The following is a 16515-nucleotide window of genomic DNA, read 5'->3' as shown; positions in this document are numbered from 1 at the left end:
GGGCCCTTCGCCGTCTCAGCTGCGGAACTTGTGGGTGAGGCTGGCCATCGTCCGGTCCACCGAGGCGATCTTGACGTGCGAGAGCCCGCTCGTCGCGCCGGCCGCGAGCACCGCCTCGTGAGCGGCCCGCAGCGTCGCCCAGACCGCGTCGTCGTCACCCTCGAGGGTCGTGCCGAGGGCACTCACCTCGTAGCGGAGCCCGGAGTCCCGGATCACCCCGATCGCGGCCTCGACGTACGCGTGGGGGTCGTCGGGCGTCCCGGCCGGCGAGGGCGCGACCTGGATCTCGGCTATCACGGCCGCTCCTCGACCGCCTCGGCCACGCTGCCCTCGGCGCGCTCGTCGAGCACCGCCGCCCACTCCGCGATCCGGCGAGCGACGTCCTGCTCGGTCAGGCCGACGTCGGCCAGCACCTGGCCGACGCTGCCGTGCTCGAGGAACGCCTGCGGCAGGCCCAGCGCCCGCAGCGGGACGTCGGCGCCGCGGTCCTGCAGCGCCTGGGTGAGCGTGGTGCCCACGCCGCCGGCCCGGCCGCCGTCCTCCACGGTGACCACCAGGCGGTGGGCGGCCGCGAGGTCGACCAGCTCGGACGAGACCGGCAGCACCCAGCGCGGGTCGACGACGGTCACCTCGATGCCGTGGTCGGCGGCGCGCTCCGCGGCAGCCAGGCACAGCGGGACCATCGAGCCGACCGCGACCAGCAGCACCTCCTGCTTCGCGCCGCGGCGCAGCACGTCGACCGGCCCGCGCCGCTCCAGCGCCGGGACGTCGACCGGCGGGGTGCCCTTCGGGAACCGGACGACGCTCGGCCCGTCGGTCACCTCGACCGCCTCGCGCAGCGCCTCCCGCAGCGTCGCCTCGTCCCGCGGCGCGGCCAGCCGCAGCCCGGGCACGACGGAGAGGATCGACATGTCCCACATGCCGTTGTGCGAGGCGCCGTCGCTGCCGGTGACCCCGGCCCGGTCCAGGACGACGGTGACCGGCTGCCGGTGCAGCGCGACGTCCATGAGCAGCTGGTCGAAGGCCCGGTTGAGGAAGGTCGAGTAGACCGCGACCACCGGGTGCAGCCCGCCCATCGCCAGGCCTGCGGCCGAGGTCAGCGCGTGCTGCTCGGCGATGCCGACGTCGTAGGTGCGCTCCGGGAAGCGCTCGGCGAAGGCGGCCAGGCCGGTCGGGTGCAGCATCGCCGCGGTGACCGCGGCGACGTCGGAGCGCTCGGCGCCGATGCGCACCAGCTCGTCGGAGAAGGCCGTCGTCCAGTCCCGGCCCTGGGCGGCCGGGCTCGCCCCGCTGTCGGGGTCGAAGACGCCGGTGGCGTGCCAGGCGTCGATCTGGTCGGTCTCGGCCGGCGGGTAACCGAAACCCTTGGTGGTGACGGCGTGCACGATGACCGGCCCGCCGAAGGAGCGGGCGCGGCGCAGCGCGGACTCCATCGCCCGGACGTCGTGCCCGTCGACCGGGCCGAGGTACTTCAGGCCGAGGTCCTCGAACATGCCCTGCGGGGAGAGCACGTCCTTGAGGCCCTTCTTGATGGCGTGCAGCGCGTCGTAGAGCGCCGAGCCCAGCACCGGGGCCCGGTGCAGCGCCTGCCGCACCTGCAGCAGCGCCTGCTCGTAGCCCGGGCGCAGCCGCAGCGTGGCCAGCGCGTCCGCGACGCCGCCGATCGTCGGCGAGTAGGAGCGGCCGTTGTCGTTGACCACGATGACCACCGGGCGGTCCTGGGCGCCGGCGATGTTGTTCAGCGCCTCCCAGGCCATGCCGCCGGTGAGCGCGCCGTCGCCGATGACGGCGACGACGGGGCGCTGCTCGCCGCGGACGGCGAAGGCCTTGGCCAGCCCGTCGGCGTAGGACAGCGAGGTGGACGCGTGGCTGTTCTCCACCCAGTCGTGCTCGCTCTCGGCGCGGCTCGGGTAGCCGGAGAGGCCGCCGCGCTGGCGCAGCCGCTGGAAGTCCGTCACCCGGCCGGTGAGCATCTTGTGCACGTAGCTCTGGTGGCCGGTGTCGAAGACGATCGGCTCGCGCGGGGAGTCGAACACCCGGTGCAGGGCGATGGTCAGCTCGACCGCGCCGAGGTTGGGACCGAGGTGCCCGCCGGTCTTGGCGACGCTGGTGACCAGCGCGTCGCGGATCTCGGCGGCCAGGGCCGGCAGCTGCTCGGCCGGCAGCGCCTTCAGGTCGTCAGGGCTGTGGAGCGATCGCAGGAGCGACACGAGGGGGGTGCGTCCTCTCCATCGGCGGCAGGTGCGGCGTCGCGAGTGCCGCCGACCAACTGTAGACGCGTGCGCGCGTGCCGTCCGGGCGAGCGCGGGCCTCCGGGGTACGGCTCACAGCCGCGGCACCCAGCGCTCGCCCCGCAGCGCACCGGCCACCACGTCGACCCCGCGGGCGGCCGAGGCGAGCCGGACGCCCTCCCGCTCGTACGCGGCGATCGCCGCCTCCATGGCGTCGGCCGGCAGTTCGTCGGCGAGCTCCACCCGCACCGTGCGCCAGCCGGCGCGGGCCGCCTCCAGGCCGGCGGTGACGTGGTCGCGGGCGAAGCGGGCCAGCAGCACCGGGTAGCGGCGCAGCACCTCGTGCGCCCGGTAGTCCGGTGGCACGAGGTCGAACAGCCAGGCCACGGCGGTGTGCTCCCAGTCGGGGGCGCCGGGCGGCCGCACGGCGGCGGGCCAGCCCGGTGGCAGCATCGCGTCCACCGCGCCAGTCTGCCGCACCTGTCGAACGCACGTTCGATTCACCGCGCCGGCCGGCGGCGAGATCGGCGAGCTCGCCCGGCTGCAGGGTCGGATCCGTGCGAGATCGACGATCCCGCCGGCCCCCTGCAGGGTCCCGCCGCGAGCTCGCCGGTGGCGGGGGCAGGGGTCCTCCCTCAGGAGGTGGGGCGCTTGAGCCAGAACTGCTCGAAGCCCCAGGTGCCGGCTCCGCTGGAGTGGTAGCTGACCAGCTCCCACCCCTCGCTGCCGAGCCGGTTGAGCACCGAGCTGGTGTCACCGACCTGCCGCTCCGGCTGCCCGCCGGGGAGCTTGACGCTCACCCCAGCCCGCTGCGACTCCGCGTCGTTGGCCGTGATGACCGAGGCGTACTCCCAGGTGGTCACGGAGAGCCACCGTAGTCGGTCGCCGTCGCCTCCTCCCGGACCGGCCGACCGGATCCCGGCCGGACCCTTCCGTCACCGCCGCATCCGGGTTACCGTCACCTTGCGCGCCCATCCGAACGCTCTGCGTGTGCAGACCGGGGGTGCCGTTCCCGGGCCCCGCGCCCGACCGCCGCCGCACGCTCCGCCCGAGGGGACTACCCGCATGCTCCGCCTGTCGCGCGCCCGCACCGAGGGCTCCCGTCCGCCCCGGATCGCGACCACCGCCCTGGGCATGCTGTCCTTCGTCGGCATGGCCGCCGGGCTGGGCGCCGTCGCGGCCGACGACGGCGGGGTGTCCGGTCCGGGCACCACGTCGGCGCACAGCGCGGTCGACGTGTCCGGCAGCGGTGTCGGGGATGCCGTCCGCGCCGGGGAGATCGGGGACGCCGCGCGCGCCGGCGAGCTCGGCGAGGCGCTCCGGGCCGCCGAGAGCCGCACCCCGGTCCCCTCCGTCGCCGCTCCCCTTCCCGCGGACGCCGGGACGCCGACCGCCGCAGCGGTACCGGCGCCCGTCCCGCCCGCCGAGAGCGCCGCACCCGCACCGGCTCCGGTGCCTGCCCCTGCGCCGGCCCCGGCCGCCTCACCGGCGCAGCAGCCGGCCCCGGCCTCGTCGGCCACGTCACCGTCGGCCGCGTCACCCGCAACACCGGCGCCGCAGGCCCCCGCCGTCCCGACGCCGGCCGTCCCGGCACCCGTCGTCCCCCGGCCGGTCGTCCCGGCGCCGCCGGTGCAGGCCGTCCCGCAGGTCCTGCCGACGACGCCCTCGGCGGAGCCGACACCGGCCGAGCCCACGGAGACCGCCACGGCGACCGAGCCGGCTCCGGAGGAGGAGCGCGAGAACCGCGGCCGCGGCCGCGACTGACCCGTCAGGCGCGCTCGAGCAGCGCCACGCACTCCACGTGCGCGGTCATCGGGAAGGCGTCGAAGCCGCGCAGCCCGGTCAGCCGGTAGCCCGCCCCGGCGAAGGCGGCGACGTCGCGCGCCAGTGACGCCGGATCGCAGGCCACGTAGACCACCGCGCGCGGCCCGGCCCCGGCGAGCACCCGGCTCACGGCCGCCCCGGCGCCGGCCCGCGGCGGGTCGAGGACGACGACGTCGGGCGCTCCCCCGAGCTCGGCGAGCAGGTCGGTGAGCCCCTCGGCGTCCACCTCGCCCTGCCAGACCTCGGCCTGCGGCAGCGCGGCCAGGTTGGTCTCGGCGGCGGCGCAGGCGGTCTCGTCGGCCTCCACGCAGACCACCCGTCCCGCGGTCCCGGCGGCGGGGGCGAGCGCGCCGCCGAAGAGACCGGCCCCGGCGTAGAGGTCGAGCACCGTCTCCCCCGGCCGGACGCCGGCGAACGCGGCCACCGCCCTGGTGAGCGCGTCGGCGGCGGCGGGGTGCACCTGCCAGAAGCCGGTGCCCTCGACCTCCCAGTCGCGACCGGCGGCCGTCCGCGCGGACCGCCCGGCCGGCTCGGCCGGCACGTCCTCCCCGGCGCGCAGCACCCGCGTCGACTGCGGCCGACCGCGGCGGTCCAGCCGAGTGGTGGTCACCGTGCCGGCGGAGTCGACGGCGACGTCCACCGCGCCGGCACCGGGCCACCGGCGGTCGAGGACGGCGTGGGCGGCCGGCTCCACCGTGATCGGGCAGTCGTCGAGCAGCACCAGGTCGTGGGAACGGTGCCGGCGCAGTCCCGGCGCCCCGGCGCGGTCGACGGCGAAGCGGGCGCGGGTGCGCCAGCGCAGCGGGCCGCCGGGCAGCTCCTCGACGGCGAGGTCGCGCACGACGGCGTCCTCACCGGACAGCCCGCCCAGCCGGGTCAGCTGCTCGCGGACCACCGCGGCCTTGAGCCGGCGCTGGCCCTCAGGAGCGGCGTGCTGCCAGTCGCAGCCGCCGCAGCGCCCGGGCCCGCTGTACGGGCAGGGCCGGGGTACCCGGTCGGCCGCGGCCTCGAGCACCTCGACGGCGTCGGCGCGGCAGAAGCCGGGCTGGCGGTCCTCGGTGACCCGGACGACGACCCGCTCCCCGGGCAGCGCGTGCCGCACGAACACGACGCGGCCCTCGTGGCGGGCGACGCAGTGCCCCCCGTGGGCCACGGGGCCGACGGTGACCTCGAACTCGCGCCCGGTCCAGCCGGCACCCCGGTCCGGCCGTGGCCGCCTGCCGCGGGCGGCCCCCTCCAGGGCACCGCCGCGAGCCTGCGAGTGGCGGGGAGGAGGGGGTCCTTCATCCATACGGCGTGTGCTCCTGCTCGTCGGTCAGGCCTCGGCGCAGGTCGCCGGGTGCCGGCCCGGTGGCGCGCAGCCCGGCGTCCTCCCGGCCGATCGAGCTCTCCAGCTGCCAGGGCACCGAGGTGATCATCACGCCGGGCTGGAACTGCAGGCGGGCGCGCAGGCGCAGCGCGCTCTGGTTGTGCAGCAGGTTCTCCCACCAGTGCCCGACGACGTACTGGGGCACGAAGACGACGACGAGCTCGCGGGGGCTGTCGCGGCGGATGGACTTGACGAAGTCGACGACCGGCCGGGTGATCTCCCGGAACGGCGACTCCACCACCGTCAGCGGCACGGGGATGTCGTAGCGCTCCCACTGCTGCTGCAGGGCCCGCGTCTCCGCGTCGTCCACGTTGACCGTCAGCGCGGTGAGGTGGTCCGGCCGAGTGGCGCGGGCGAAGGCCAGCGCCCGCAGCGTCGGCTTGTGCACCCGGGAGACCAGCACGACGGCGTGCACCTTGCTGGGCAGCAGGCGCGAGTCGGTGTCGGGCACCAGCTGCTCGGCGACGTGCGAGTAGTGCCGGTTGATCGCCCTCATCAGGAGGAACAGCACCGGCATCACCAGCAGGACCAGCCAGGCGCCGCGGGTGAACTTCGTGACGATGATGATGAGCAGCACCACCGTGGTCAGCGTGCCGCCGACGGCGTTGATGGCCTGCGAGCGGCGGATCCGGGCGCGGGCCTGCGGATCGTCCTCCGAGCGCAGCTCCCGGTTCCAGTGCCGGACCATGCCCCACTGGCCGATGGTGAAGCTGGTGAAGACCCCGACGATGTACATCTGGATCAGCCGGTTGACGTCGGCACCGAAGGCGGCGATCAGCAGCGCGGCGAACCCGGCCAGCAGCAGGATGCCGTTGCTGTAGACCAGCTTGTCGCCACGGGTGTGCAGCTGGCGGGGGAGGAACCGGTCCTGGGCGAGCACCGAGCCCAGCAGCGGGAAGCCGTTGAACGCGGTGTTCGCGGCCAGGATGAGGACCAGCGCGGTGGCCGCCTGGATGTAGAAGAAGCCCGGCGACGTGGGGCCGCCGAACACCGCCGCGGCGATCTGCGCGATGACGGTCCGCTGCGGTTCGGTCTCGCACCCGGTGAAGCCCACGAGGTCGCAGGGGTGCTCGGCGTACTTCACGTCGGCGGCGAGGGCCAGCGCCGTGACGCCGGAGAACATCGTCGCGGCGATGCCGCCCATCAGCGCCAGCGTCGTCGCCGCGTTGCGGCTCTTCGGTGGCTTGAACGCCGGGACGCCGTTGGCGATCGCCTCGACACCGGTGAGGGCGGTGCAGCCGGACGCGAAGGCGCGCAGCACGAAGAACACCAGCGCCAGACCGGTGACCTGCTCGAACCCGGGCTCGGGGGTGATCGAGTAGCCGGCGCTCTCCGCATCGAGGCCCGCACCGAAGAGGTGGCGGATCAGCCCGGTGACGGTCATCACCAGGATGCCGGAGATGAACAGGTAGGTCGGGACGGCGAAGGTGCGGCCGGACTCCCGCAGCCCGCGCAGGTTGGCCGCGGCCAGCACCGCCACCAGCCCCACGGCGATGGCGACCCGGTGCTGGTTCAGGTCGGGGAACGCCGAGATGATGTTGTCGGTGCCGGCCGCCACCGACACGGCCACGGTCAGCACGTAGTCCACGAGCAGCGCGCTGGCCACGGTCAGCCCGGCGAACTGGCCGTGGTTCTTCATCGCGACCTCGTAGTCGCCGCCGCCGGAGGGGTAGGCCCGCACCACCTGCCGGTAGGAGAGGACGACGGTCACCAGCAGCAGGACGACGGCGATCGCCAGCCACGGGGCCAGGTAGAGGAACGCCGTCCCGGCCAGGGTCAGGACGATGAGGATCTCCTGCGTGGCGTACGCCACGGAGGACAGCGGGTCGCTCGCGAAGATGGGCAGCGCCAGGCGCTTGGGCAGCAGGGACTCCCCCAGCCGGTCACTGCGCACGGGGCGGCCCAGGACCAGGCGCTTCGGGAGTTGTCCGAGGTCGGACAGGGTCGGCACGGCGGCGATGGTACGGACGGCGGGACCCCTCGCGCCCCCGCCAGGAGGGTGAGTTGCGGCGCTGCGGACCGCGGCCGCTTCCCCGCCCAGGTGTAGCTTCGCGGCCGGACACGCGCCGGGTTCCGACCCCGGCGCACCGGACCTGCGAGCTCGGGAGTTGCACGTGCACGTGGTCGTGATGGGCTGCGGCCGCGTCGGGTCGGCGATCGCCCGCCGGCTCGAGGAGGTCGGGCACAGTGTGGCCGTGATCGACCAGGACCCGGAGGCCTTCCGCCGGCTGGGCCCGGACTTCGCCGGCCGGCAGGTCACCGGCCTGGGCTTCGACCGGCAGACGCTGCTCGACGCCGGCGTCGACTCCGCCGGCGCGTTCGCCGCGGTGAGCAGCGGCGACAACTCCAACATCATCAGCGCCCGAGTGGCCCGCGAGACCTTCGGCGTGCAGCACGTCGTCGCCCGCATCTACGACTCCAAGCGCGCCGAGATCTACGAGCGGATGGGCATCCCCAGCGTCGCCACCGTCCCCTGGACGGTGAACCGGCTGCTGCGCGAGCTGCTCTCGGTCAAGGTCAGCGAGCTGTGGCGCGAGCCCACCGGCCAGGTGCTGCTCATGCGGGTCACCGTCACCGAGCCGTGGGTCGGGCGGCGGCTGACCGAGCTGGAGGCCGCCTCCGGGGCGCGCGCCGCCTGGCTGGTCCGCTTCGGCGACGCCCAGCTGCCCACCGCGGGCACCGTGCTGCAGGACGGCGACCAGCTCGTGGTCGCCGCGACCGACGCGATCACCCAGCGGGTGCACCAGGTCGTCGAGCAGGGCCCCACGGGAGGGGGACACTGATGCGCACGGCACGAGGGGACCGAGCATGAGAGTCGCCATCGTGGGCGCGGGTGCCGTGGGGCGCTCGATCGCCGGGGAACTGCTCTCCAACGGGCACACCGTGATGCTCATCGAGAAGGACGGCCGCAAGGTGCGCACCCGCGCGGTGCCCGGCGCCGAGTGGGTGCAGGCCGACGCGTGCGAGGTCTCCTCCCTGGAGGAGGCACAGCTGGCCACCTGCGACGTCGTCGTGGCGGCCACCGGCGACGACAAGGCCAACCTGGTCGTCTCGTTGCTGGCCAAGACCGAGTTCGCGGTCAACCGGGTCGTCGCCCGGGTCAAGGACCCGCGCAACGAGTGGCTCTACACCGAGGCGTGGGGCGTCGACGTCGCCGTCTCGACCCCTCGGGTGCTCGCAGCGCTGGTCGAGGAGGCGGTGACCGTCGGCGACGTCGTCCGGCTCATGAGCTTCCGCAAGGGCGCGGCCAACCTGGTCGAGATCACCCTCGCCGAGGACACCCCGTGGGCCGGGAAGCCGCTGCGCGAGGTGCCGCTGCCGCGGGAGACGGTGCTGACCGCCGTCCTGCGCGGCGACCGGGTGATCACCCCCACCCCCGACGAGCCGCTGGAGGTCGGCGACGAGCTGCTGTTCGTCACCCACGCCGACGTCGAGGAGCAGCTGCAGCAGGTGCTCTCCCCCGCGCCCTCGTTCTAACCGAGGTCCGTCTCGGGGGACCGTCGGCCCTCCTGCAGGGGCCCGCCGCGAGCGTGCGAGCGGTGGGGGGCAGGAGGGCCCTTCACGCGGTGCCGGTGCAGCCGGGACACCACCCACAGGGTCGCCACGACCTCCACGGCGGTGACCGGCAGACCGAGCAGCAGCGAGGCGGTGCCCAGCAGCTCGACCTCGTCGGCGCGGTAGAGCACCCACTGGACGGCGACGCGCACGAGGAAGACGACGCCCCACAGCAGCGTCAGCCAGGAGTAGGCGCGCACCATCCGCGGGTCGTCGCGCCAGTGCCGCTCGGGCGCGGGGTCCGCCGGGCGGGCACCGGTCGGTGCGGGCGGCGGCGGCCGGTGGTGGAGGGTGGCGTTGACGCGGTCGAAGCGGCGCCGCAGCCCCGGGAGCGAGTGCGACGCCATCGAGCCCAGGTGGCTGGGGGCCAGGAACTCGGCGACCACGCCCACCAGCGGCCACCGGACGGCGATCGAGCCGATCAGCACCACGCCGAGGGCGGCGTTGCGGATCAGGCCGGGGACGAAGAAGTCGCGGGCCTGCCCCGACGCGGCGGCGATGGCGACGGCGATCGCGACGCCGAAGAGCCCGCTGAAAGCCTGCTGCACGCTCTCGCGGCGCACCAGGCGCCACCCGAAGAGCAGGACGGCGGCGGCGAGCGCGGCGACGATGCCGGGGCGCAGCCCGGCCAGCGAGTTGGCCACGATGAACGCGACCGTGGGCAGCGTGGCGTCGAGCATGCCCCGCCAGCCGCCCAGCTGGTCGAGGACGAGGTGGCGGTCGAAGGCGACGCCGCGCGGGCCGGACCCGGCGTCGTCCCCGGGGCGGGCCGGACCCGGGCGCCCGTCCCCCTCGGGCGCAGCCGTCACCCGGCGCTCAGCTCGTACCGGGGGTTGTAGATGACCTGCCGCCCGTCGAAGGAGGCGAAGCGGCCGTGCGCGGTGAGCGTGCGGCCGGGCTCGATGCCGGGGATGCGCCGCCGGCCGAGCCACACCAGGGTGACCGAGCCGGAGCCGTCGAACAGCTCGGCCTCGAGGGTGGGCACCGTCTCCCGCGGGGTGTACACGACCGACTTCAGCCGGCCGGTCACGGTGACGACGGCGCCCTTGCGGCAGGCGCTGACCGCCTCGCAGCCGGCGATCGCCGTGCCCGCGCGCAGCTCCTCCGCGTCGATCGTCTGGTCGTCGGCGGTCAGCCGCTGCAGCGTCCGCGAGAACCAACCGCCCTGACGTGTCTGCGTCACGGGTCCAGCGTAGAGCGGTCGCCGGCACACCCGGCGCGCGACCGCAACCAGTCGCGGACCAGCGCCCACGGCTCGCCCGCCGGGTCGATGAGCGCCATGTGGTCCCCGGGCACCAGCCGCACGTCGGCGGCGGCACCCTGCGCCGCCGCCGCTGCCGCGTAGCGGGTGCTCTGCTCGGGCGGCACGGTCGTGTCGTCGGTCCCGTGCACGCACAGCAGGTCGACGCCGGCCGGGACCAGCCGCACCGGGTCGGCGGCCGCGTAGCGCTCCGGTGCGTCCGCGGGCGCGGCGCCGAGCAGGTCCTGCACCGCCCCGTCGCCCAGCCGCTGCGCCGCGGCGCGCTCGAGGTCGAGCACGCCGGCCTGCAGGACGGCGGCGGTCACCCGGACCTGCGGCCGCGCGCCCGGCGCCCCCTCCGGCAGCCGGGGACGGCCGGCCGCCCAGGCGGCCAGCTGCCCGCCGGCGGAGTGCCCGACGACCGCGACCCCGGCCAGGTCGAGCCGATCCGCGGCGGCTAGGTCCGGCAGCGCGTCCAGCGCCGCAGCGACGTCCGCCAGCGTGGCCGGCCAGCCCCCGCCGGCGCCGACCCGGCGGTACTCGACCGCGACGGCGGCGAAGCCGGCGGCGGCCAGGTCCGCGGCGAGCGGCCGGGCCCGCTCGACGCCGTACGCGGCCCGCCAGAAGCCGCCGTGCAGCACGACCACCACCGGCGCCGGGTTCGCGCCCGTGGGCAGGGTCAGCTCGACGAACTGGTCGGGGTGCGGTCCGTAGGTCGTGCGGACGGCGCTCACGGGCCCGGCGGCGGGGTGCCCGGCGGCCGGGCGGCCAGCTGCGCGGCGGCCTGCGGCGGGAGGGTCAGCGGCAGCGGCTCGCGGACGGGCATCGGCGCGGTCCCGCGGACGACGACGATCTGCCGGAACGCCTGCTCCAGCGCCGCGGCGGCCTCGGGGGTCTCCGCCGCCGAGCCGCTGATCATGCCGCGCAGGAACCAGCGGGGACCGTCGACACCGACGAAGCGAGCGGGCCGCCGCACCGGCGCGGCCGCGGGCTGGCCCGCCTGCGCCGGCGGGGTGGCCCGCACGAAGCCGGCCAGCTCGGGACCGAACGGCCCGTCGACCTCCTCGAGGTGGCCGCCCTGGCCCGAGGCGCTGCGGGCGAGGTCGGCCCGGACGTCGTCCCAGATGCCGGCCGCGCGGGGTGCGGCGAACACGGCCACCTGCAGCAGCGAGTCGCCGTAGCGGAGCGTGGCGCCGATGACCTTCTGCTGGGCGTTGACGTCGACCCGCAGCTCCGTGCCGGGGATCGCGGGCAGCCGCAGCGAGCCCAGGTCGATGCGGGCGACGCCGTCGTCGGGGGCGTCGGCGGAGTCCCACGGCCCGGTCGTCTCCTCGACCTCGCGGACCTTGTGCTGCGGCTCCGGCGGCACGCCGCGCTCGCGCAGACTGCGGTCGATCCGGTTGCGTCGCCGTCCGAACGGCATGTCAGTCGGTCCCCTTCTCGTGGACGCTCCCGTGCCCGCCGGTGGACCCGTGGCCCCCGGCCCCCCGCGCGCTCTCCGGCAGCTGCTCGACCGGCACGAAGCGGGCGCGCACGACCGGCTGGACGACCAGCTGGGCGACGCGGTCGCCCCGGCGCAGCGTCAGCGGCGTCGAGGGGTCGAGGTTGACCAGGTTGACCTTGACCTCCCCGCGGTAGCCGGCGTCGATGGTGCCCGGGGCGTTGACCAGGGAGAGGCCGACCCGGTGGGCCAGGCCCGAGCGCGGGTGCACGAAACCGGCGTAGCCCTCCGGGATGGCCACCGCGACGCCGGTGCCCACCAGCGCGCGCTGCAACGGCGCGAGCTCGAGGTCCTCGGCGATCGCCAGGTCGGCCCCGGCGTCACCGGGCAGGGCGTAGGCGGGGACGACGTCCTCGGGGGAGGTCAGCCGCACCGGGACCTCCACCTCAGTGACGGCGGGGAGGGAGGGGTCGGGCACGCCCGCGATCCTAGGAGGACCCCCTTGCCCCCCACCGCTCGGAGAAGGACCCCGTCCTCCGCACCGCTCCCAGGCTCGCGGCGAGCCTCGGGACGGGGCCGGTACCCGGCACGGGTCCGGGTCCTCGCCTCAGGGGCGGGGGCGGCGCAGGTCGGTGAGCACCCGGCGGGCCAGCGCCTCGGTCGCCTTGCGGTTGGCCCGGCCGCCGAGGGCCGCGCCGACGAGGAAGGGAGCCGCCCCCGGGACGCTGCGGGCCATCCGCCGGGTCATCCGGCGGCTGAGCGTCCGCAGCCCGGCCGAGGACAGGACGGCGCCCAGCCCGGGGACGACGGACTCCTCGACCGCGCGCTGCCGCGTCCAGCTGGACAGGTAGGCCAGCGCGCGATCGCGGGCGTCGCCGGGCGCGGGCCGGCCGTACAGCTCGTGCAGCTCGCCGAGCAGGACCAGCTCGACGGCGGCGGTGAGCACCGTCTCCGCGCCGAGCTCCAGGGGCAGCGCCAGGAGCGAGGGCGGGGCGATCCAGTGGGCCGCCGACAGCCCACCGGCCGCGGCGCCGATGCCGGAGGTCAGCGTGGCGGCCCGCGAGACCAGCGCGTCGGCGATCTCGTCGTCCGAGACACCGGGGTGGACCGCCCGCAGCCTCGCGGCGTCGCGGATCGGCAGCCGCGGGGCGGCGGTCGCCAGCAGGTCGCCCAGCAGGGCGCTGGGCGTGCGGGCAGCCCCGCCGTCGTCCGGGCCGGACGGCGCGGCGGGCCGCGCGCCGCGGCCGGCGCGCGTCCCGGCGGCCGCGACCGCGGCGACGACGTCGCGCAGCGTCGCCGCGGTCGACCGGCGCCCGTCGGCCCCACCCGTGGTCCCGGCCACCAGGCCGGACACGGCCTCGGCCAGCAGCCGGCCGGCCCGCCCGAGCGGACCCTCCTCCGCGGGCGCGGCAGTCGCTCCCCGGGCCGCGCCGGGCACGACCGGACGCGGTGGCGGGACATCCCGCACCGGCCCGGTGCGATCACCGTGGTCCGTCACTGGCCCTCCTCGGTCGAGTGCTGGAACGGCCCCGTTGCAGGTCCCGCCGCGAGCCTGCGAGGGGCGGGGGCAACGGGGTCCTCCCTCAGGCTGCGCAGTCGCGGCAGAACAGCTGGTCGCCCTTGGTGGCGGCCAGCCGGCTGCGGTGCTGCACGAGGAAGCAGCGCGAGCAGGTGAACTCGTCCTCCTGCTTGGGCAGCACGCGGACGGTGAGCTCCTCGTTGGACAGGTCCGCGCCGGGCAGCTCGAGGTTCTCGTTGAAGTCGGTCTCGTCGACGTCGACCGACGAGGACTGGGCCTCGGCGCGGCGGGCCTTGAGCTCCTCGAGCGAGTCCTCGCCGAGCTCGTCCGCCTCGTTGCGGCGCGGGGCGTCGTAGTCGGTGGCCATGGGAAGTGCCCCTCCTCCGGGGTCGTCGCGGGCAGGGGCCCGCATCGTCTGCGGCGGCGCGCGGGAGCGCCGCCGTGCTGTCCGGTCGCCGCGGGCGACCGGGGGTCCACCGCGCCGTCCGACCCTCCGCCGGAGGGCAGATCGGCCGGCACGGTCTGACCGGCGGACCCCCCAACGTCGCGCGGCCCCTGTTTGTGCCCGACGCGCGAGGGGGACCACCCCACTGCCGGAACGGGTCGGACGAGGCGCGGAGCGCCAGAGGCTACCCTGCGGCCGTGTCGACTCCCGTGGGTGCTGATCCAGCCGTCGTCGGGCCCTACCTCGCCTCCGTGCTCGGCGACGAGCGCTGGTCCCGGGTCCGCGTCGACCTCATCGCGGCGGGCATGTCCAACCTCACGTACACGATCACGCCGAAGAGCGGGTCGGACGACGACGCGGTGATCCTGCGGCGCCCGCCGACGGGCGCGGTGCTGGCCACCGCGCACGACATGGCGCGCGAGCACCGGGTCGTCTCCGCTCTCGTGCCGACCGCCGTCCCGGTGCCGCGGACGCTGCACCTGTGCACCGACCCGGCCGTGCTGGGCGCCCCGTTCTACGTGATGGAGCGCGTCGTCGGGCTGCACGTCGTCGACCGGATCCCGGCCGGCTACGCCGACGAGCCGGCGCAGCGGCGGGCGATCGGCGAGGGACTGGTCGACGTCCTGGCCGACCTGCACGCCGTCGACCACGAGGCCGTGGGGCTGGGTGACTTCGGCCGGCCCGAGGGCTTCATGGCCCGGCAGGTGCGCCGCTGGACCCAGCAGTGGGAGGCCACCCGAGACCGCGAGCGCCCGGGCCTGGACGCGCTCGCCGCGCGGCTGGCCGAGACCGTGCCCACCACGCAGCGGTCCGGGATCGTGCACGGCGACTTCCGGCTCGACAACTGCCTGCTCGACCCGCAGACCCCCGGCCGGGTCCGGGCGGTGCTGGACTGGGAGATGTCGACCCTGGGCGACCCGCTGGCCGACCTCGGGATGCTGCACGTGTACTGGCCGCAGCCCGGTGAGGAGGCCGTCGCGGGGCAGAGCACCGTGACCGCGCTGGAGGGCTTCCCCTCCCGGGCGGAGGTCGCGGCGCGCTACGGCGAGCGCAGTGGCCTGGACCTCTCCCACCTGCCCTGGTACGTCGCCTTCGCGTACTTCAAGTTCGCCGCGATCGTCGCCGGCATCGTGGCCCGGTCGGCCGCCGGCGCCATGGCCGGCAAGGACACCGCGGGCTACGCCGACCGCATCGACCCGTGCGTGGAGCGGGGACGCGCCGCGCTCGACGACGGTGCGATCTAGGTCCCTCGACCGGCTCTAGACTCCCGCCGACCGTCAGCGATCGAGGGGGACTCCGTGAGCGGGCTGGCGAGCTCACGTGAGAGCAGGCAGCGCCGGGGTACACGGCCGATGAACGCCAGCGAGGAGAGCCCGTGAGCGCGCCGCCCACCGACCGATCCGCGGTCCGTCCCCGGAGCGGTCGCCGGCCGATCCCGCCGCTGGTCTTCCTGCTGGTGCTGGCGCTGGCCGCGCTGGCCGTCTGGTGGAACGTCTTCGACACCGAGGGCGAGCTGGAGGCCGAGGAGGCCCAGGCCTGCGCCAGCGCGTCGGCCGCGCCGCCCTCGCTGGACCCGACCACGGTCGCGCTGCGGGTGTTCAACGCCACCGACCGGGCCGGCCTGGCCCAGGAGGTCGCCGCGTCGCTGCAGGAGCGGGGCTTCGTGGTGGAGGAGGTCGCCAACGACCCCACCGAGCGCGAGGTCACCGGGGTCGGCGAGCTGCGGCACGGCCCGCGCGGCAACGACGCGGCCGCCTACGTCCGGCTGTTCCTCCCGGGGTCCGGTGATTTCCTGGACACCCGCGCCACGGCCACGGTCGACGTGGTGATCGGCCCCGACTGGGCCGGCCTCGCGCCGCCCGAGGAGGTCGACGCCGCGCTGGTCGCCGGCGCCAGCGCCGCCGCCGCCTGTTGATCGGAGGACCCCCTGCGCCCACCACTCCGCGGGCTCGGCCACCGGCCGACCCTGGCACGCTGGGTGCACGGAGTGTGGTCTCCGGGGCCCCGGAGACCACACTCCGTGCACACAGCGGCGGTCAGGACGCCGGCCCGGGAGCGTGGTCCTCCTGGTGCAGCCGGCCCAGCAGGGCGAGGAACTCGTCGGCGACCGACGGCGCCACGGCGATGCCCAGGGGCTCGCCGAACGGCCGTCCCGGCAGGCCGGTGACGACGACGCCGGCCTCGGCCGCGACCAGCGCGCCCGCGGCGAAGTCCCAGCGGTTGAGGTGCATCTCGTAGTAGGCGTCCACCCGGCCGGCGGCCACGGTGCACAGGTCCAGGGCGGCCGAGCCGTGCCGCCGGATGTCGCGGACCTCCGGTAGCAGCCCGGCGACCACGGCGGCCTGGGCCCGGCGCTGCTCGGCCCGGTAGCCGAAGCCCGTGGCGACGAGCGCCTGGCCCAGCGCGGCCGGCCGGCTGCCGGTCAGCCGCACCGGTTCCGCGCCGGGGGTGGTCAGGTGCGCCCCGCCGCCCGCGGTCGCCGCGTACAGCTCACCGGTCGCCGCGTTCAGCACCACGCCCGCGACCGGCCGCCCGTCGACCTCCGCGGCGATGGACACCGCGTACGCGGGGAGGCCGTAGACGAAGTTGGTGGTGCCGTCGATCGGGTCGACGACCCAGCGCACCCCGCTGCTGCCGGTGCGCTCGCCGCCCTCCTCCCCCAGCAGCCCGTCGTCCGGACGGGCGCCGAGCAGCCGGCTGATCACCAGCTCCTCGCAGGCCCGGTCCACCGCGGTGACCAGGTCCACCGGGCTGGACTTGACGTCGACCTGCTCGGCGGCCGAGGCGCGCCCGCGCGCCACCAGATCGGCGGCCTCGCGCGCGGTCGAGACGGCGAGGTCGAGCAGGGCGGCGGGCTCCGGCGTCGTGGTCATGCCCCGATCCTGCACGAG

The 16515-nt window shown here is 76.1% G+C and carries 19 protein-coding genes; 5 read left to right on the top strand and 14 right to left on the bottom strand.

Annotated elements, in window-relative coordinates; all coding sequences use genetic code 11:
• Positions 1-15 precede the first annotated feature (15 nt).
• The 4 genes from BLW63_RS04695 to BLW63_RS04680 all read right to left on the bottom strand — a co-directional run bounded on the left by BLW63_RS04695 (position 16) and on the right by BLW63_RS04680 (position 3094).
• Positions 16-297, bottom strand: coding sequence for a thiamine-binding protein (locus BLW63_RS04695; RefSeq protein ID WP_091151955.1), 282 nt, complete (start codon positions 295-297; stop codon positions 16-18).
• Entirely contained in the window at positions 294-2210 is a 1917-nt protein-coding gene (gene dxs, locus BLW63_RS04690; protein WP_091151953.1) for a 1-deoxy-D-xylulose-5-phosphate synthase, read from the bottom strand. Before dxs ends, BLW63_RS04695 begins: the two co-directional genes overlap by 4 nt.
• 114 nt (positions 2211-2324) lie before the next feature.
• On the bottom strand, positions 2325-2684 hold the full coding sequence (locus BLW63_RS04685; RefSeq protein ID WP_091152265.1) for a hypothetical protein: 360 nt from the start codon (positions 2682-2684) through the stop codon (positions 2325-2327).
• A gap of 182 nt (positions 2685-2866) precedes the next feature.
• Positions 2867-3094: a DUF4177 domain-containing protein gene (locus BLW63_RS04680; protein ID WP_091151951.1), complete on the bottom strand. Its 228-nt coding sequence runs from the start codon at positions 3092-3094 to the stop codon at positions 2867-2869.
• A gap of 202 nt (positions 3095-3296) precedes the next feature.
• Here BLW63_RS04680 and BLW63_RS04675 point away from each other — a divergent pair, with 202 nt between their 5' ends.
• Positions 3297-3995 (top strand): hypothetical protein, encoded by a 699-nt coding sequence (locus tag BLW63_RS04675; RefSeq protein ID WP_091151949.1) that lies wholly within the window; start codon positions 3297-3299, stop codon positions 3993-3995.
• A gap of 4 nt (positions 3996-3999) precedes the next feature.
• On the opposite strand, the gene BLW63_RS04670 is transcribed toward BLW63_RS04675, so the two are convergent.
• Together BLW63_RS04670 and BLW63_RS04665 are read right to left on the bottom strand one after the other, a co-directional pair.
• Entirely contained in the window at positions 4000-5295 is a 1296-nt protein-coding gene (locus BLW63_RS04670; protein WP_280140485.1) for a class I SAM-dependent RNA methyltransferase, read from the bottom strand.
• A 43-nt stretch (positions 5296-5338) separates the two neighbouring features.
• Positions 5339-7375, bottom strand: a complete 2037-nt coding sequence (locus BLW63_RS04665; protein WP_091151945.1) for an APC family permease — start codon at positions 7373-7375, stop codon at positions 5339-5341.
• A 163-nt stretch (positions 7376-7538) separates the two neighbouring features.
• Here BLW63_RS04665 and BLW63_RS04660 point away from each other — a divergent pair, with 163 nt between their 5' ends.
• Together BLW63_RS04660 and BLW63_RS04655 are read left to right on the top strand one after the other, a co-directional pair.
• Positions 7539-8207, top strand: a complete 669-nt coding sequence (locus tag BLW63_RS04660) for a potassium channel family protein (RefSeq protein ID WP_091151943.1) — start codon at positions 7539-7541, stop codon at positions 8205-8207.
• A gap of 25 nt (positions 8208-8232) precedes the next feature.
• Entirely contained in the window at positions 8233-8901 is a 669-nt protein-coding gene (locus tag BLW63_RS04655; RefSeq protein ID WP_091151941.1) for a potassium channel family protein, read from the top strand.
• Here BLW63_RS04655 and BLW63_RS04650 read toward each other — a convergent pair.
• The 7 genes from BLW63_RS04650 to BLW63_RS04620 all read right to left on the bottom strand — a co-directional run bounded on the left by BLW63_RS04650 (position 8898) and on the right by BLW63_RS04620 (position 13546).
• The gene (locus BLW63_RS04650; RefSeq protein ID WP_244522355.1) at positions 8898-9788 is read right to left on the bottom strand and encodes a DUF3159 domain-containing protein; all 891 of its coding nucleotides are present in this window, start codon (positions 9786-9788) and stop codon (positions 8898-8900) included. The two genes, BLW63_RS04655 and BLW63_RS04650, sit on opposite strands and share 4 nt — an antisense overlap.
• Positions 9785-10162: an OB-fold nucleic acid binding domain-containing protein gene (locus tag BLW63_RS04645; protein WP_091151939.1), complete on the bottom strand. Its 378-nt coding sequence runs from the start codon at positions 10160-10162 to the stop codon at positions 9785-9787. The genes BLW63_RS04650 and BLW63_RS04645 overlap by 4 nt, the downstream gene beginning before the upstream one ends.
• Positions 10159-10953 (bottom strand): alpha/beta hydrolase family protein, encoded by a 795-nt coding sequence (locus BLW63_RS04640; RefSeq protein WP_091151936.1) that lies wholly within the window; start codon positions 10951-10953, stop codon positions 10159-10161. Before BLW63_RS04640 ends, BLW63_RS04645 begins: the two co-directional genes overlap by 4 nt.
• Positions 10950-11642 (bottom strand): DUF3710 domain-containing protein, encoded by a 693-nt coding sequence (locus tag BLW63_RS04635; RefSeq protein ID WP_091151933.1) that lies wholly within the window; start codon positions 11640-11642, stop codon positions 10950-10952. Before BLW63_RS04635 ends, BLW63_RS04640 begins: the two co-directional genes overlap by 4 nt.
• 1 nt (position 11643) lies before the next feature.
• Positions 11644-12138 carry a dUTP diphosphatase gene (dut, locus tag BLW63_RS04630; RefSeq protein ID WP_211516994.1) on the bottom strand — a complete coding sequence of 165 codons (495 nt, stop codon included), beginning with the start codon at positions 12136-12138 and terminating at the stop codon, positions 11644-11646.
• Between the two features lie 129 nt (positions 12139-12267).
• On the bottom strand, positions 12268-13098 hold the full coding sequence (locus BLW63_RS26660) for a hypothetical protein (RefSeq protein ID WP_170856642.1): 831 nt from the start codon (positions 13096-13098) through the stop codon (positions 12268-12270).
• Between the two features lie 145 nt (positions 13099-13243).
• Entirely contained in the window at positions 13244-13546 is a 303-nt protein-coding gene (locus BLW63_RS04620; protein ID WP_012948011.1) for a DUF4193 domain-containing protein, read from the bottom strand.
• Between the two features lie 275 nt (positions 13547-13821).
• Between BLW63_RS04620 and BLW63_RS04615 the strand changes: the two genes are divergently transcribed.
• Both BLW63_RS04615 and BLW63_RS04610 read left to right on the top strand, forming a co-directional pair.
• The gene (locus BLW63_RS04615; protein WP_170856641.1) at positions 13822-14868 is read left to right on the top strand and encodes a phosphotransferase family protein; all 1047 of its coding nucleotides are present in this window, start codon (positions 13822-13824) and stop codon (positions 14866-14868) included.
• 131 nt (positions 14869-14999) lie between these two features.
• Positions 15000-15539, top strand: a complete 540-nt coding sequence (locus BLW63_RS04610; protein WP_091151926.1) for a LytR C-terminal domain-containing protein — start codon at positions 15000-15002, stop codon at positions 15537-15539.
• Positions 15540-15660: 121 nt separating this feature from the next.
• Here BLW63_RS04610 and BLW63_RS04605 read toward each other — a convergent pair whose 3' ends face one another.
• A complete protein-coding gene (locus BLW63_RS04605) occupies positions 15661-16497 on the bottom strand; it encodes an inositol monophosphatase family protein (protein ID WP_091151924.1) in 837 nt (278 codons plus the stop codon).
• Positions 16498-16515: the final 18 nt, after the last annotated feature.

It is taken from the genome of Geodermatophilus africanus (assembly GCF_900107105.1).
GTDB classification, from domain to species: domain Bacteria; phylum Actinomycetota; class Actinomycetes; order Mycobacteriales; family Geodermatophilaceae; genus Geodermatophilus; species Geodermatophilus africanus.
Note: the sequence above shows the minus strand (reverse complement) of the source record. Positions and strands in the feature narration are given on the sequence as shown.

Excerpts from the sequence above, each read along its gene's own strand:
- BLW63_RS04605 (WP_091151924.1), bottom strand. The coding sequence starts at position 16,497 with ATGACCACGACGCCGGAGCCCGCCGCCCTGCTCGACCTCGCCGTCTCG.
- BLW63_RS04655 (WP_091151941.1), top strand. The coding sequence starts at position 8,233 with ATGAGAGTCGCCATCGTGGGCGCGGGTGCCGTGGGGCGCTCGATCGCC.
- BLW63_RS04620 (WP_012948011.1), bottom strand. The coding sequence starts at position 13,546 with ATGGCCACCGACTACGACGCCCCGCGCCGCAACGAGGCGGACGAGCTC.
- BLW63_RS04675 (WP_091151949.1), top strand. The coding sequence starts at position 3,297 with ATGCTCCGCCTGTCGCGCGCCCGCACCGAGGGCTCCCGTCCGCCCCGG.
- BLW63_RS04685 (WP_091152265.1), bottom strand. The coding sequence starts at position 2,684 with ATGCTGCCACCGGGCTGGCCCGCCGCCGTGCGGCCGCCCGGCGCCCCC.
- BLW63_RS04635 (WP_091151933.1), bottom strand. The coding sequence starts at position 11,642 with ATGCCGTTCGGACGGCGACGCAACCGGATCGACCGCAGTCTGCGCGAG.